The organism is Globicatella sp. HMSC072A10 (assembly GCF_001811625.1).
Classification (GTDB): domain Bacteria; phylum Bacillota; class Bacilli; order Lactobacillales; family Aerococcaceae; genus Globicatella; species Globicatella sanguinis.
The window spans coordinates 6,957-21,955 of record NZ_KV805764.1 but is presented as its reverse complement, the minus strand read 5'-3'; the positions used below and the strand labels follow the sequence as shown (position 1 = coordinate 21,955).

Annotated in this window: 10 protein-coding genes and 1 tRNA gene; 10 read left to right on the top strand and 1 reads right to left on the bottom strand. The window is 36.1% G+C overall.

Going from position 1 to position 14,999, the window contains the following annotated elements:
* The first annotated feature begins 123 nt into the window (after positions 1 to 123).
* The 3 genes from HMPREF2811_RS07685 (at position 124) to HMPREF2811_RS07675 (ending at position 3,016) form a co-directional block, all read left to right on the top strand.
* Positions 124 to 651, top strand: a complete 528-nt coding sequence (locus HMPREF2811_RS07685; protein WP_071408830.1) for a hypothetical protein — start codon at positions 124 to 126, stop codon at positions 649 to 651.
* 18 nt (positions 652 to 669) lie between these two features.
* Complete coding sequence (locus HMPREF2811_RS07680; protein WP_071408829.1) at positions 670 to 1,425, top strand: glycoside hydrolase family 73 protein; 756 nt, start codon at positions 670 to 672, stop codon at positions 1,423 to 1,425.
* A gap of 457 nt (positions 1,426 to 1,882) precedes the next feature.
* Entirely contained in the window at positions 1,883 to 3,016 is a 1,134-nt protein-coding gene (locus HMPREF2811_RS07675) for an ATP-grasp domain-containing protein (RefSeq protein ID WP_071408828.1), read from the top strand.
* A 511-nt stretch (positions 3,017 to 3,527) separates the two neighbouring features.
* Here the strand turns inward: HMPREF2811_RS07675 and HMPREF2811_RS07670 are convergent.
* Positions 3,528 to 3,610 (bottom strand) — tRNA-Leu (locus HMPREF2811_RS07670).
* A 300-nt stretch (positions 3,611 to 3,910) separates the two neighbouring features.
* Between HMPREF2811_RS07670 and HMPREF2811_RS07665 the strand changes: the two genes are divergently transcribed.
* From HMPREF2811_RS07665 to HMPREF2811_RS07635, 7 genes are all read left to right on the top strand, one after another.
* Positions 3,911 to 5,053, top strand: a complete 1,143-nt coding sequence (locus HMPREF2811_RS07665) for a hypothetical protein (protein ID WP_071408827.1) — start codon at positions 3,911 to 3,913, stop codon at positions 5,051 to 5,053.
* Complete coding sequence (locus tag HMPREF2811_RS07660; RefSeq protein WP_168164964.1) at positions 5,046 to 6,263, top strand: MFS transporter; 1,218 nt, start codon at positions 5,046 to 5,048, stop codon at positions 6,261 to 6,263. Before HMPREF2811_RS07665 ends, HMPREF2811_RS07660 begins: the two co-directional genes overlap by 8 nt.
* A gap of 834 nt (positions 6,264 to 7,097) precedes the next feature.
* Positions 7,098 to 8,165 carry a phenylalanine--tRNA ligase subunit alpha gene (gene pheS, locus HMPREF2811_RS07655; protein WP_071408825.1) on the top strand — a complete coding sequence of 356 codons (1,068 nt, stop codon included), beginning with the start codon at positions 7,098 to 7,100 and terminating at the stop codon, positions 8,163 to 8,165.
* A complete protein-coding gene (gene pheT / locus HMPREF2811_RS07650; protein WP_071408824.1) occupies positions 8,165 to 10,609 on the top strand; it encodes a phenylalanine--tRNA ligase subunit beta in 2,445 nt (814 codons plus the stop codon). The genes pheS and pheT overlap by 1 nt, the downstream gene beginning before the upstream one ends.
* Positions 10,610 to 10,851: 242 nt before the next feature.
* Complete coding sequence (locus HMPREF2811_RS07645; RefSeq protein ID WP_071408823.1) at positions 10,852 to 12,210, top strand: 6-phospho-beta-glucosidase; 1,359 nt, start codon at positions 10,852 to 10,854, stop codon at positions 12,208 to 12,210.
* Positions 12,207 to 13,607 carry a glycoside hydrolase family 1 protein gene (locus tag HMPREF2811_RS07640; protein ID WP_071408822.1) on the top strand — a complete coding sequence of 467 codons (1,401 nt, stop codon included), beginning with the start codon at positions 12,207 to 12,209 and terminating at the stop codon, positions 13,605 to 13,607. The genes HMPREF2811_RS07645 and HMPREF2811_RS07640 overlap by 4 nt, the downstream gene beginning before the upstream one ends.
* Positions 13,608 to 13,621: 14 nt before the next feature.
* Entirely contained in the window at positions 13,622 to 14,713 is a 1,092-nt protein-coding gene (locus HMPREF2811_RS07635) for a DUF871 domain-containing protein (RefSeq protein WP_071408821.1), read from the top strand.
* Positions 14,714 to 14,999 lie beyond the last annotated feature (286 nt).

Here is a 14,999-nt window from a genome sequence, read left to right as displayed (position 1 = left end):
AAACTCGAATCCCTTCTCTTATTTCTTTTTATAATATACGAAATAAATTTAAAATACAAACATTTACAACATCACGTAATAAGTGTATAATAAAAATATAATACACGTAAGGAGTGATATTTTATGAATCCAGCATTAATTGCGATTGTTGTTCATGCGATAAAAGAGAAATATGTGAGTGAAAAAGCTTTTTATTCTGAACAATTAGGAATTTCACCTCAAAGTTGGGATCGATGGAAAAAAGGTGAACAGGGTTTGAAATATGAAAATATTATGATATTATCTACATTGTTCACAGATTATGAATGGATGCTCGTTCAAAAAGTAGTGCGTAATGCAGAGATTGTACCGGATATTATGGCTGAGCCAGTGAAAGAATATTTATTTTTAAAATATGAAATAGCTAAAAAATGGGTTCGTCACGGCATGGTACGTTTAGAATGGCATCAATCAGATGCGAATGAAGATAAAAGTTCTCGTAAATCCAATATGACGATTTTACAGTTGATTGCAGATTATAATTTTTGGGGTTACAATGATATTATTGAACTGCGTTTACCAGGTATTATTCGTCAACAGATTGAAACCGATGAAATAAAATTACTCGACTGGTTTGAAAGTGAAAGAGAAAAATTAAAAGAAGACGAATAATTCAATGGGGGTGTTGAGATGGTAGAGAGGAAGACCAAGAAAAAAACAACGGCTAGAAAGCCGGCAAAAAAGCGAAAAACAACACGACGTAAGCCAACTAAAAGAAAATCGACGAAACAAAAACAATTTCACGATTTAAGACGTGTGTTTTTTGAAAAATTAGGTATCATCACGTTTTTTGTGATTATACTATTGGTATTGCTCACTCTATTCGTCTCTCAGTGGCAGAAATCACGTGATACGATTTATGTTGAACCCCCAATTGAAAATATTGACTATCAAACAAGATTGGCTTTTGTGGAAGAAATTTCACCAATTGCCCAAAAGTTACAACGTCAATATGGTATTTTTGCGAGTGTTTCAATGGCACAAGCGATGTTAGAATCAGAATTTGGCCAGAGTGGGTTAGCGTCAGATTATTATAATTTATTTGGTGTTAAAACGGACGCGAGTGATCCTGATGGTGTGGATTTACCTACAGCAGAATATGTTGACAATAAATGGATTGAGAGCACCGAACGCTTTAAGGTTTATCCTAATTGGGCGGCTTCAATGGAGGCCCATGCTCGCTTATTGATTCATGGTACGACTTGGAATGCTGACCAGTATGCTGCAGTTAAAAATGGAACTACCCCTGAAGAGCAAGCACGTGGTTTGCAAAACTCAGGTTATGCTACCGACCCTGATTATGCAGATAAATTAATTGCGATGATGGAGGAATGGAATCTCTACCAATATAATCAGCCTAATGGAGAAACTACCACTGAACAATAAATGATCGTGCTAATGAATTTAAACAAACTTAGTCATTAGCATGTTTTTTTGTCACCTAGCTGAATGTGATGTTTGATGATAGTTGAAAATTACCAAATGGTATGGCCGATGTATTTGAAAAGTATTGGAATGTGATGGCAGCCGTTTTTAGGAAAGCTGAATCATCGTAAGGACCTGAATGATTTTGGTGATGGCAATTTAATCTCAATCCATGATTTGATACTATCTTATTGAAACAATAGGTGTCACATGGGTTTCTAACATTACTATTAAATAAAGACACCATTAAAAAAATAATTAGGAGCACAGTTAGGGACCAACTGTCAGTTGATGATCCCTCACTGTGCTCATTTTTCATTGTTAATAAAATGTAAAGAAAAGAAGACTAAAACATATCGGAATTATTGCCAATATATGATAAGATAGTAAGAGTGAAATGGATGAAAGGAGGGACAATATGCCAAGAAAACATTATCCAGGTGAAACAGTGGGAATTATTGGTTCTAGTTTATCTGCAGCTATATTAGCACAAGAAGCGGGTCGATTAGGATACCGAGTAGGTAGTTTGGTTTTGACTCCAGACAATCCGGTTAAACAATTTGCTTCCTGGCAAACCATTGCCGAAACGTATGATGAACTGGCTTTAAGACATTTTGCCGGACGGGTAGATACGATTATTACCGATACAGGCATTTTATCCAGTCAGGATTATCAAATTTTAAAAGAAATTACGGATGTTACGATGTCAGAAGACTTAATTTCCATTACGACGGATCGATTATTAGAAAAAGCGTATTTAGATTCATTGCAATTATTAGTAGCGCCGTTTTCATTGGTAACATCAATAGCTGATATAAAAGAAGCGGTAGAATATATTGGCTTTCCTTGTATTTTAAAATCAACCAACCGACATTTACCTAATTCAGAACAATCGGTTATTATTTATAGTGAACAAGATTATCCTCAAGCGGAAACTAAAATTGAGGAAAGTACTTGTATTTTAGAAGCTTGGATTCCATCTGAGAAGAAAGCCTCCTTAACGATCGTGCGTAATGAACGTGGAGAAATGTTAGTTTACCCGATTTTTGAAATTATTGAAGCGGGTATTGATGGTGGAACGCAAGTGCGTTATCCGGTGAGCTTGCATTCGGCGATTGAAGCAGAAATAAATCGAATTGGACACGTGATTGCTGATGCATTGGGCTTAATTGGTTCCATTACAATGGAATTGTTAATTACGACTGCGGGAGTCGTCTATGTCAATGATGCTAGAATCGGTCTTTCTGATGAAGCATTATTTACAATTGGATCAATGTCAGTGAATCATTATGAGGCAACGGTCCGTGCGGTGTTAGGATTACCACTACCGGAAATACGTCTAAGAAGTAAGGCAGCAATTTCATTACAAGTACCTTATTTAAATCTTGATAGTGTGCTAACACAATATATGATGCGGACCGATTGGGGATTTGCTTTATTTAATCCTTTGGGTCATGAAGCTCATGACATTGTGGGACAAGTGATTATAACAGGGGACTCGATTAGTAATTGTGAACGTCAAATTGAGATAACGGATTTATTAAAAAAATAATGATTTTAAGTGATATTCTATGTCGAGAAGAGTCAATTCATAGTTGTGATTATAGAAGTGCTATTAGAAACAATTAAGAGAATATAAACTAATGATGAAAGTGGTTGGAGCATCATGGATTGTTTGGCCACGAGACACTCCATTACCGAGAACTGCACGGTTTGTCATGCTTAATGTTTAACATGGGTAACTTTTTTATAATATTGTATAACTAATAGTGCAGAGGTATTGTCTTAGGAAAAAAAGTCTGCTATAATACAGTTATTAGATTTTATCTCCCTATGAATCTAATAAAGACTAGTCTGAGCCCACTTAGTGGGCTTTTTTTATGCTTGTAATTCTCTTTAGGAAAATCGGCTCTTTGTCAAATGGTATGGGTCAACAGAAATGACTCTGTTCCCCACACCAAAAAGTATAGAATGGCTAATTTTTGATAAAAAAAAGAGATCGTACAAATCTAAGTGATTTACGGCCTCTTAGTTATAAGATGATTAATTTATTCTATTTAAAATGCGGTAGATGGGATTTGAACCCACACGAGTATACACTCACCACCCCCTCAAGATGGCGCGTCTGCCATTCCGCCACTACCGCAGGAAACAATATTAAAAATAGCATGATATTAAGAATTTGTCAAATGTGTTAAGTATCTTTTTTGATGTCGGAAAAAGGTTCAGCGATTAATAACCGTGTTATATCTACTTTTTTAGATAATTTCAGTACGAATATCATATTCTTTTTAATTAATTATTAATATTTCTAAGAATAGGTTTTCACTCACAATGACGAAATTTTGTGCTATACTTAATAATTGTAAAAGTCGTAAATAATAATTTTTTGGGGGAAATTAAGAAGAGTTGGAGTGATTTTTTGAAAAGGGAAGGATGGTGTAAAATGAAACTCAAATATTTAACATTAATGGGCGTGATGAGTTCACTCATTTTATCACCCATTAGTTCAGCTCAATCCACTCTAGAACCAACAGAAGAGAGTCTTTTGCGAAGTGAAGTGACAGAAGTTGAACCTTCGAAATTAGAAAGCTTAACTCAGCAACTTGAAGCATTAAAAGAGGTTCCGAGCTTTAAAATGCAATTAAAATTAGTGAATCAAAGAAGTAATGAAAAAACGGTTGAGGTGACAGTTTTAGGTAATACCACAACCGGCAATGCGATTATTGACTATGATTTCTATGATCGACTGTCAAATCCTAATCATTATCATGTTCGTCTATATGCTTATGATCATTTTAAGTATGCTTATGTCACCACTTTAGATTGGCTTAACTCGCTTGATTATTTCAGTCAACCTTACTTTAAGCGAGATGATGCTTTGGTGATGGCTTCAATTGATTCCCCCGTCGTTGAATTCGAACAAAGTCAACTAATAGGCTTTGATCAATTGACGAGTTTGAATGATGCGTTTCTATTATTACCTAATATGAACAAATTAGCTCAAGTTCCTGAAGAGAGTATTTACTATATCAATCCGATCTATACGTTGAGTTTGGAAAGAATGGCAATCCCGGAAGTGATTTTTAGTGATACTAAAAACGTAAATTTAAAATTGACAACGGATGTCACGATTAATGAAACAGAAGCTAGTGCGATGCAAAAGTTAGAGTTAAGTTCGCAACCTAGTGGTCTCGCTTTTGGAGCTTTAGTCAACCAACAAATTGATCGCACACGCTTAGCAACGATTGAGGGACTTGATATTAATCGCGATTTACCTAAAATGGTCAAAGACCTAGGTGTCGCGACTACGATGGTGACCAAGAAATTAACCGATTTTGATATTGCCTTTAATGAACGTACTCAACTCTATACTTTAACATTAGCTGGTGTCACTGAAAACTTTAACTTAAATATTTTTGAAGATAAAACAGCGAGCTTTAAATCATATGAATTTAAGACAGTTTATAGTTTTCAACCGTATGAGTGGACCATGCCTGATTTATTAGCTTTGAAATCCATCTCCCAAAAAGAATTAACGTATTTAATGACAAATGAATTAATAGATGAGGTATCTGAAAGTGAGTAGATTAACATATCGTCATTCCATCATTGCTTGTTTTATGGCTTATGTTGTGCAATCGATGGTGATTAATTATGTGCCCTTATTATTTGTACAATTTCAAAATGAATTTTCAGTTGATTTAGTCCAAATAACGGCATTAGTTTCCTTAAATTTTTTAGTGCAATTAATGGCAGATGCATTATCCATCCCCATTATTAAATGGATTGGTTATCGTTGGGTGGCTATATTGGCCCATTTATTAGCGGTATTAGGTTTTGCTGCGATGGCACTTTTGCCGAATATGATAGTAAGTAATCCGTATATTGGCTTGGTGATTGCTACCGCTTTATATAGTGCAGGAGGCGGCTTGATTGAGGTGGTTAGTAATCCTATCTTAGAGGAAATTCCAACTGATAATAATGAACGAATGATGAGCTTGATGCATTCGTTTTATAGTTGGGGCTTTGTCGCCGTCACGATTATTGCGATGAGTTACTTTTACTTTGTCGGCATTGAACAGTGGCGCGTTCTGACATTTTTCTGGTGTATTATTCCGTTACTTAATATGATTTTATTCATTTTTGTGCCATTACCAACGATCATCGAAGGAACTGCTGATGGTGGCAGTATGATGGGATTATTAACCAATCAAGCTTTCTGGATTTTTTCGATGATGATGTTTTGTGCCGGTGCTAGTGAGATGGCACTGAGCCAATGGTTATCCCTTTATATGGAGAAAACTGTCGGCTTTTCTAAAGCCGTGGGAGATTTAGCCGGACCGCTTTCTTTTGCGGTGATGATGGGCTTGTTTCGGATTTATTTTGGCTTAGGAAAACATAATCTTTCCATTTTAAAATTCATTATGATTAGTTTGATAACCCTAACCATGAGTATTTTAGTGATGTCGATATTTGACTGGCCATGGATTAGCTTATTAGGCAGTGCAATGTACGGAGGAGCGGTTGGTATATTATGGCCGGGAACGTATAGTCTTGCAGGTAAAGGATTAACCGGGGGACCGATTATGTTTGGGATGTTAGCTTTAATTGGCGATTTAGGTTGTACGGTAGGTCCTGGATTAATTGGTCAGGTAGCTGCTTGGTCAGGTGGTAATTTACGAGTCGGTATTTTTTCAAGTATTATCTTTCCCTTGATATTTTTGTGGATGATTTATTTAGCAAAGAAAAAATCATTATTTGAAGGTAAGAACGAGGCAGCGGTTATAAAAGAGTAAACCATTATTGATAAAGAAAGAGAGATTTATAAGGAGTCAAAGCTTAACACGCTTAAGCACGAGCTTCTTATAAGTCTCTTTTTATATACCGACTAATGGGGTGATGTTCAAGGAAATCTTAACGAGGTTCTTTTGATTGGAGAAACAACATTTCTAGTATATACTTTAGCATTGGTGGTATCGGTGCGAGTTATTGAATCAACGTGCATTTGGCTACAAGATAAGTGCGCAATCTGTTATTAGAATGATGAGCATTTGGTTACAAAATAAATGCACAGTCATTTATCAGAGCAATACGCACTTGTTTACAAGAAAAATGAGCTATCAGTTTTTGGAGCAATTCATAGTCCGTCGTTAAAGAAATGCGCACTAGGTTATTGAAGAATCCCGTATATATTGATGCGCCTTAAAATATACAGATGAAATTAAAGCGAATGTTTCAATTATTCACCATGCCTCTAACTAATTCACTCTAAAAAACTGTTACTTACGAATCTTCCCTAAGTTTCTATTGAGATTGATTTGAAAGTCCTTAGAATTCTTGCTATAATACCTTTTAGAAGACTATGATGAAAAATGTCGATTGTGCCGTTATCAGGGAGATTTAGCGTGACTGAAACTAAATCATATAAGCCGCAAGAGACTTTCGCTTTCGGAGTCGTTCTGTTAAGAAAGTATAACTTTTGAAAAAGAACCCGCTACATCTCGGTTACAGATGCCAAGTGTCAAAGATTAGACTGTTTAAATCTTTGGAACAAGGGTGGTACCACGGTCATGCGTCCCTTTTTTGGGGGAGGCTATTTTTTTGTCATTAATTTTAAAAAGGAGTAAGCTATGAGTTCAAAATTACAAGAAACATTAGATAAGATTCAAGTCCTCATGCAAGAAGCATCAGGTGAATTAGAACAAGTTGATTCAATGAAAGTATTAAACACATTAAGAGTGAAATATACTGGAAAAAAAGGGGTTATTGCGGATCTTGCTAAAGTAATGCGTGACTTAGATAATGACAGTCGTCGTGAACTAGGTCAACATATGAATGAGTTCAAGCAAAAAATTGAATCAACGATTGAAGTCTCAAAAGCACGTATTGAAGCTCGAGAGTTAGAAATTAAATTAGCAGAAGAAACGCTTGATATTACGTTACCAGGTAGAAAACAAGCGTTAGGTAGTCGCCATATCATTACGCAAACCATGGAAGAAATTGAAGATTTATTCATCGGTATGGGGTATCAAGTAATTGAAGGACCTGAAGTTGAATTAGATCACTATAACTTTGAAATGATGAACTTACCAAAAGGACATCCTGCTCGTGATATGCAAGACACGTTTTATATTTCAGAGGAAGTATTATTGCGTACGCATACCTCTCCTGTACAAGCTCGTACGATGGAAAAACATGATTTTGAAAAAGACGGTCCATTAAAAATGATTAGTCCCGGTAAAGTATTCCGTCGTGATAGTGATGATGCGACGCACTCTCACCAATTTCATCAAATCGAAGGATTAGTAGTAGACAAAGAGATTACACTAGCTGATTTAAAAGGCACGCTATTACAATTTGCTCAAAAATTATTTGGCGAAGAACGTGAAATTCGTTTACGTCCAAGTTATTTCCCATTTACTGAACCTTCGGTCGAAGTGGATGTGTCATGTTTTAAATGTGGTGGCAAAGGTTGTTCAGTCTGTAAACAAACCGGTTGGATTGAAATATTAGGTGCCGGGATTGTCCATCCCAATGTCTTAGAAATGGCCGGTATTGATTCAAGTAAATACTCAGGATTCGCTTTTGGTTTAGGACCAGATCGTGTGGCAATGTTGAAATATAATGTGGATGATATTCGTCATTTCTATCAAAATGATTTACGTTTCTCAGATCAATTCAAAGGAGGTCAAAATTAATGTTTTTATCATATGAATGGTTAAACGATTTTGTCGATTTATCAAAAATTAAGGCGGATGAACTGGCTGATAAAATGTCTCGTACTGGTATTGAGATTGAAGGCGTAGAAAATTATGGTGCTAACTTATCGAACTTAGTGGTGGGAGAAGTTGTAGAATGTGTCGACCATCCCGATAGTGACCACCTTCATTTAACGAAAGTAGAGGTAGGGCAAGACGCGTTATTACAAATTGTTTGCGGAGCGCCGAATGTGCATGCGGGAGCAAAAGTGATAGTTGCGATGATTGGTGCTGTTTTACCGGGTGATTTCAATATTAAGAAAAGTAAACTACGTGGTGAAGTATCAGAAGGAATGTTATGTTCATTGCAAGAATTAGGCTTTTCTGATAGTGTCATTCCTAAAAAATACGCAGATGGCATTTATCTATTACCACAAGATGCGCCAGTGGGGCAAAGTGTGATTGACTATTTACAATTAGACGATCCAATTTTAGAATTATCTATAACACCTAACCGTGCGGATGCTTTATCAATGCGTGGCTCAGCGTATGAAGTAGGAGCAGTTATTAATCAAAAACCTACGATGACGCAACCAGAAGCGCCAGATTTTGCTGATAACGCAGAATTATTAGAGGCGGTCTCAGTAACGGTAGCAGACGCTGCTTTATCACCACGCTATCAGTTACGAGTGATTAAAAATGTGACGGTAAAAGAAAGTCCATTATGGTTACAAATGCGCTTGATGAAAGCGGGTATTCGTCCATTAAATAATATCGTCGATATTACGAATTATTTCTTATTATTATATGGTCAACCAATGCATGCCTTTGACTATGATACGCTAGCTTCTAAAGCTATTTCGGTAGCAGCAGCCAATGAAGGAGAGACTTTCACGACTTTAGATGGGGTTGAACGTACTCTATCGACACATGATGTGATGATTAAAGCCGGTGAAATTCCTGTGGCTTTAGCGGGTGTAATGGGTGGAATGGATTCCGAAGTAACTGATAAAACCACGACGGTCTTATTAGAAACAGCTGTCTTTGACCGCTTAAATGTCCGTAAAACAGCGTCTAAATTTAATTTACGTTCTGAATCAAGTACGCGCTTTGAAAAAGGCATTAATTTAGCAACGATTGATGAAGCAGGAACGGCTGCAGCCCAAATGATGGCTGAATTAGGTGAAGGCGTCGTTGAACCAGGTGTTAAGGAAGTAAATACCTTAGGTGTTAAGGAAGTAAATACCTTAACGGTTGAAAATAAACAAGTGACAGTTCCTTTATCAGCGATTGAAAAAAGAATAGGCATTGAGATTACCAATGATGAATTACAAACTATTTTTGATCGTTTAGGATTTGAAGTCTCAATTCATGAACATGACTTTACAGTCTCAGTGCCACCACGTCGTTGGGATATTGCGATTGAAGCAGATGTCTTAGAAGAAATCGCTCGTATTTATGGATATGATAATATTCCGGTAACCTTACCAACAGTACCAAGTACACCAGGACGCTTAAATTCAAAACAAAAATTAGTCCGTCAAACACGTGCGATTGCTGAAGGTTTAGGCTTGAACCAAGTGATTAGTTATGTCTTAACCTCACCAAAAGAAGCTGAATTATTACATGGTGACCAACCATTCGTCAAATTAGCCTTACCAATGAGTGAAGATCGTTCAGTATTACGTCAAAGTTTATTCCCAGCGCTAATGGAAATTGCGAAATATAACCAAGCGCGTCAAAATAAACCATTAGCCTTTTATGAAATTGGTAAAGCCTTTTATGGACAAGGCGATAATGTTCAACCAAAAGAAGAAGAGCGCTTTGGTATCTTAGTTGCAGGACAAAATGCCACAAATGCTTGGTATCAAGATGCAGCGAATTATGATTTTTATGACTTAAAGGGAATCATTGAAAGTTATTTCGAAGCGATTCGCTTAACTGACAAGATAACATATCAAGCAACCCAAGCTTATGCCGTCATGCATCCGGGTCGTACCGCAAACATCTTATTAGATGGTGAAGTCATTGGTTTCTTTGGTCAAGTCCATCCTAAAGTAGCCAAAGACCATGATTTACCAGATGAGACATTCTTTGCGGAAATAAACTTTGATCAAGTATTAGCTTATGACCGTCCAGCTTTAGTGCAAACGATGATTCCGAAGTATCCTTCAACGTCACGTGACTTAGCTTTATTAGTACCAAAATCGATTATCCAACAAGAATTAGTCGATCTAATTAATGAAAAAGGTGGCCAATATTTACGTTCAGTTGAATTATTTGACCGCTTTGTCGATGCTAAAATTGGAGAAGACAACCAGTCATTAGCTTATCACTTAACCTTCCAAAACCCAGAGAAAACTTTAACGGATGAGGAAATTAATGCCGCAATGGCTAATATTACTGAAGCCCTTAATCAAATTGATGGATTAGAAATTCGTTAAAAGCGATAAAATAAATAACATTTTGAGACTGTGTAGAAATCAATGTTTCTACATGGTCTTTTTTTTACAGGAAATTTCTCTGTCTTAAACCGCCAATCTCTATTAAGACACCTCACATTTATTAAGAAAATCAGAAGGAGCATGTCAAGAGTACTTCCGTATCGCTAAGGAAAAAGGGAGTCTATGAAATCATTTACATTGTAGTAAGCGTTCACTATAATAAGATTGAAAGGAGTGGTAAATTGAAGAGCATTAAATTAGTGACAATTGGTGGTGGCTCTAGTTATACACCGGAATTGGTTGAAGGCATGATTTTAAGGCAATCGAAACTGCAAATCAGTGAATGGTGGTTTGTCGATGTTGAATTAGGACAAGAAAAATTAACTACCATCGTAGATTTAGCGAAAAGAATGGTAAAAAAAGCAGGATTAGATTGGAAAATCTACGGCACCTTAAACCGCCGTGAAGCACTGAAGAATGCTGATTTTGTGACCTCGCAATTTAGAGTCGGACAATTAGATGCGCGTATATTAGATGAATCAATTCCACTTAAACATGGCATGTTAGGTCAAGAGACTAATGGTGCGGGTGGTATTTTTAAAGCATTTCGTACAATTGAAGCTTATAAGCCAATTATTGAAGATATGAAAGCTTTATGTCCTGATGCGTGGCTAATTAATTTCACTAATCCTGCTGGGATAGTCACAGAAGCTTTGATTAATCATCTTGGATGGGTTAAGACGATTGGAGTTTGTAATATTCCGATTGGTCAACAAAAAGCTGCATCGGAAGTTTTGGGCCTAGAAGATAAACAATTAATATTAAGACATGTAGGTCTCAATCATTTTCATTTTCATGAAGTGTGGGATCATGAAGGTCATAATCGAACTGATGAAGTGATTGAAAAACTATATGGGATAGATCGAGAAGATAAAGTACAAGGTGTAAAAAATATTACCAGTCTTGATTTTCCCATTGAACTTTTAAGAAGTCTTCGCTTATTACCATGTGATTATCACCGTTATTACTTTATTGAAACTGAAATGTTAGAAGATAGTGTTCAACATTTTAAAGAAGGAACTGCACGTGGTGAAGAAGTAAAAAGAATTGAAGAAGAGTTATTTGCTGTTTACAGGGATACTCATACCGATGAAAAGCCTAAACAATTAGAGTTACGAGGGGGTGCTTATTATAGTGACATTGCTTGTCAATTAATTGTCGCGATTGTTAACGACACCCATGAACAATTTACAGTTTCAACAATAAACCGAGGGGTAATAGAGTATTTACCAAAGGATTGTGTGGTGGAAATCTCAACCATCATTACAGCAAACGGTCCGATTCCATTAGCAGTACCAACGGTATCACCATTTGTTAAAGGGTATCTACAAATGATGAAACAAATGGAAATGTTAACTGTTGAAGCGGCAATGACGGGTTCTTATGATTTAGCCCTGCAAGCATTTATGATTCATCCTTTAATTGCCAATGATGCCAGAACACAAGTTGTTTTAAATGAGCTATTATTGGCTCATGAATCATATTTACCACAATTTAAAGAAAGTATTGAAAATATAAAAAATAAAGGAGCAAAAACATGACTAAAGAGAAAAAGTTTTATCAATTTCCTGAAGGATTTTTATGGGGAAGTTCTACTTCTGGACCCCAAAGCGAAGGGACTGTTCCTGGTGATGGTAAAGGAATGAGTAATTGGGATTATTGGTTTAGTATTGAACCTGAGCGTTTCTATAATCAAGTTGGTCCAAGTCAAACCTCTACATTCTATACTAACTACAAAAGTGATATCGAATTGCTTAAAGCGACAGGACATACCATTTTCCGTCCATCGATTCAATGGTCTCGCTTAATTCCTGATGGCGTCGGTGAGGTTAATCGTAAAGCAGTCGATTTCTATCGTGATGTCTTTAAACGGATAAATGAAACGGGCGTTAAACCAATAGTCAATCTTTATCATTTTGATATCCCTTATGCTTTACAAGAAAAAGGTGGTTGGGAAACAAAAGAAACGGTTGATGCGTATGAAAATTATGCTAGAATGTGTTTCGAATTATTTGGCGATTTGGTGGATACTTGGATTACCTTCAATGAACCGATTGTACCAGTGGAATGTGGTTATTTAGGTAACCATCACTATCCTGGAAAAGTAGATGCGAAAGCAGCGGTACAAGTAGCCTATAATACGCAATTAGCTAGCGCATTAGCCGTTAAAGCTTGCCATGAGACGAATCCTGATCATAAAATTTGTGTCGTATTAAATTTAACTCCTGCTTATCCACGCAGTCAATCTGAAGAGGATGTAAAAGCTGCCCGTATAGCAGAATTATTCCAAACAAAGAGTTTCTTAGATCCATCGGTTTTAGGTGAGTATCCACGAGAACTTGTTGAAATTATTAAGAAACATGGTTTAACTCCAGATTATACTAATGATGAATTGGCTATTATTAAAGAACATACAGTTGATTTCTTAGGCGTGAATTATTACCAACCACTAAGAGTTCAAGCGCGCACGACACCATGGGATGAGAGCCAACCATTTATGCCTAACTATTATTTCCAAGGGTATGATATGCCAGGTAAAAAAATTAATCCACATCGTGGTTGGGAAATTTATGAACCAGGTATTTATGATATTGCGATTAATTTAAAAGAAAATTATGGTAATATCGACTGGATTTTAACGGAAAATGGAATGGGCGTTGAAGGCGAAGAAAAATTCAAGGTAGATGGTATGATTCAAGACGATTATCGTATTGAATTCATTGAAAATCATTTAATTGAATTACATCGTGCTATCGAAGAAGGTGCAAATTGCCATGGCTATATGTTATGGACTTTTATTGATTGTTGGAGTTGGCTCAATGCTTATAAGAATCGATATGGCTTAATAGAATTAGATTTAGTAACACAAGATCGAACTATCAAAAAATCTGGTTACTGGTTCAAACAATTAAGCGAACAAAATGGCTTTGAACGTTAGAGAGGGGCGTTAGCGTGGTAAACTTTGGTTTTTCTATATATCCGGAAAATCATACGGTTAAAAAAACGAAACAATTTATGGATTTATTAAAAAAGTATGGTGCAACTAGAATTTTTATGAGTTTACTTCAATTAGAAACGGATGACACGTCAACTTTTGATAAATATCAAGAAACTATTGCTTATGCCAATCAATTGGATTTAAAAGTAATTGCTGATATAAGCCCTGCTTTTGTGAAACAAGCAGGGTGGGATCAAGATTTAATCGAAAAAGCGCATCAATTTGGTTTAAAGGGTCTTCGCTTAGATGAAGCATTAGATATTAACGCCATTGTGGAATTAACTAAGAATCCATATGAAATTAAGATAGAGTTAAATATGAGTACGGACGCTACTTTATTAAACAAATTAATTGAAGCTGAGGCAAATTTAGAGAATATCATTGCTTGCCATAACTTTTATCCCCATGAATTTACCGGTTTATCCGTAGCACATTTCGAAAAGATGAACCGATTATTTAAGGAGGCAGGCATTGAGACTGCGGCCTTTGTCAATGCGCAAACTGCAACCGAAGGGCCATGGCCTTTATCAGAGGGTCTTTGTACTGTTGAAGATCATCGTCACTTACCCATTGAATTACAAGCAGCGTTATTAATTGCGACCGAACAAATAGATAATATTTTAATTGCGAATCAATTTATTAATGAAGCTGAACTTCAAAAATTGACCCAACGTTTAAATGAAGAGGTAATGGTGATTCCAGTTAAACCTATTCTAAAATTAACAGCGATTGAGCGTCAAATTATTGAAGAACCACATATTTATCGTGGGGATATCTCGGATTATGTCATTCGTTCGACCACGACAAGGATAAAATTTGTTGACCAGTCAGTTGTACCTCGATACCAAGTGAAAATCGTTCAACGTGGTTCGATTATTATTGATAATGATTTGTATACACGTTATAAAGGTGAATTACAAATAGCGTTGAAAGTCTTTGAAGTAAGTGATAAAGCTAATGTCGTCGCTGAAATATTACCAGAAGCAGTTGCTTTATTGGATTATTTAAAACCATGGCAAGCCTTTAAATTAGAAATTGTCGATTAGTTTTCAAAAAGAGGGATAGCTGTTAATAGCGTAGTTGTGCATGAAATCAAATAAAGAGTGGCACAAAAAGTTTAATTCTAAGTTAGTAAAGATTATAATGATAGATTTATGATGGATGTTTATTATGTGTTGAATAAAACAATAGTGTTTTACCTAACAGAACTGCTCACTAAATAGCGTGAAAAATTTGTATAATTGTTGAGGTTGGGCAAAACTTGATAAATTCAGTCAAGTTATTGTGTGATAAATAAAAACGCAGTGGTTGAGTGGCCTCAACCTGCGTCTT

Excerpts from the sequence above, each read along its gene's own strand:
- pheS (WP_071408825.1), top strand. The coding sequence starts at position 7,098 with ATGAGTTCAAAATTACAAGAAACATTAGATAAGATTCAAGTCCTCATG.
- HMPREF2811_RS07680 (WP_071408829.1), top strand. The coding sequence starts at position 670 with ATGGTAGAGAGGAAGACCAAGAAAAAAACAACGGCTAGAAAGCCGGCA.
- pheT (WP_071408824.1), top strand. The coding sequence starts at position 8,165 with ATGTTTTTATCATATGAATGGTTAAACGATTTTGTCGATTTATCAAAA.
- HMPREF2811_RS07675 (WP_071408828.1), top strand. The coding sequence starts at position 1,883 with ATGCCAAGAAAACATTATCCAGGTGAAACAGTGGGAATTATTGGTTCT.
- HMPREF2811_RS07640 (WP_071408822.1), top strand. The coding sequence starts at position 12,207 with ATGACTAAAGAGAAAAAGTTTTATCAATTTCCTGAAGGATTTTTATGG.
- HMPREF2811_RS07685 (WP_071408830.1), top strand. The coding sequence starts at position 124 with ATGAATCCAGCATTAATTGCGATTGTTGTTCATGCGATAAAAGAGAAA.
- HMPREF2811_RS07665 (WP_071408827.1), top strand. The coding sequence starts at position 3,911 with ATGAAACTCAAATATTTAACATTAATGGGCGTGATGAGTTCACTCATT.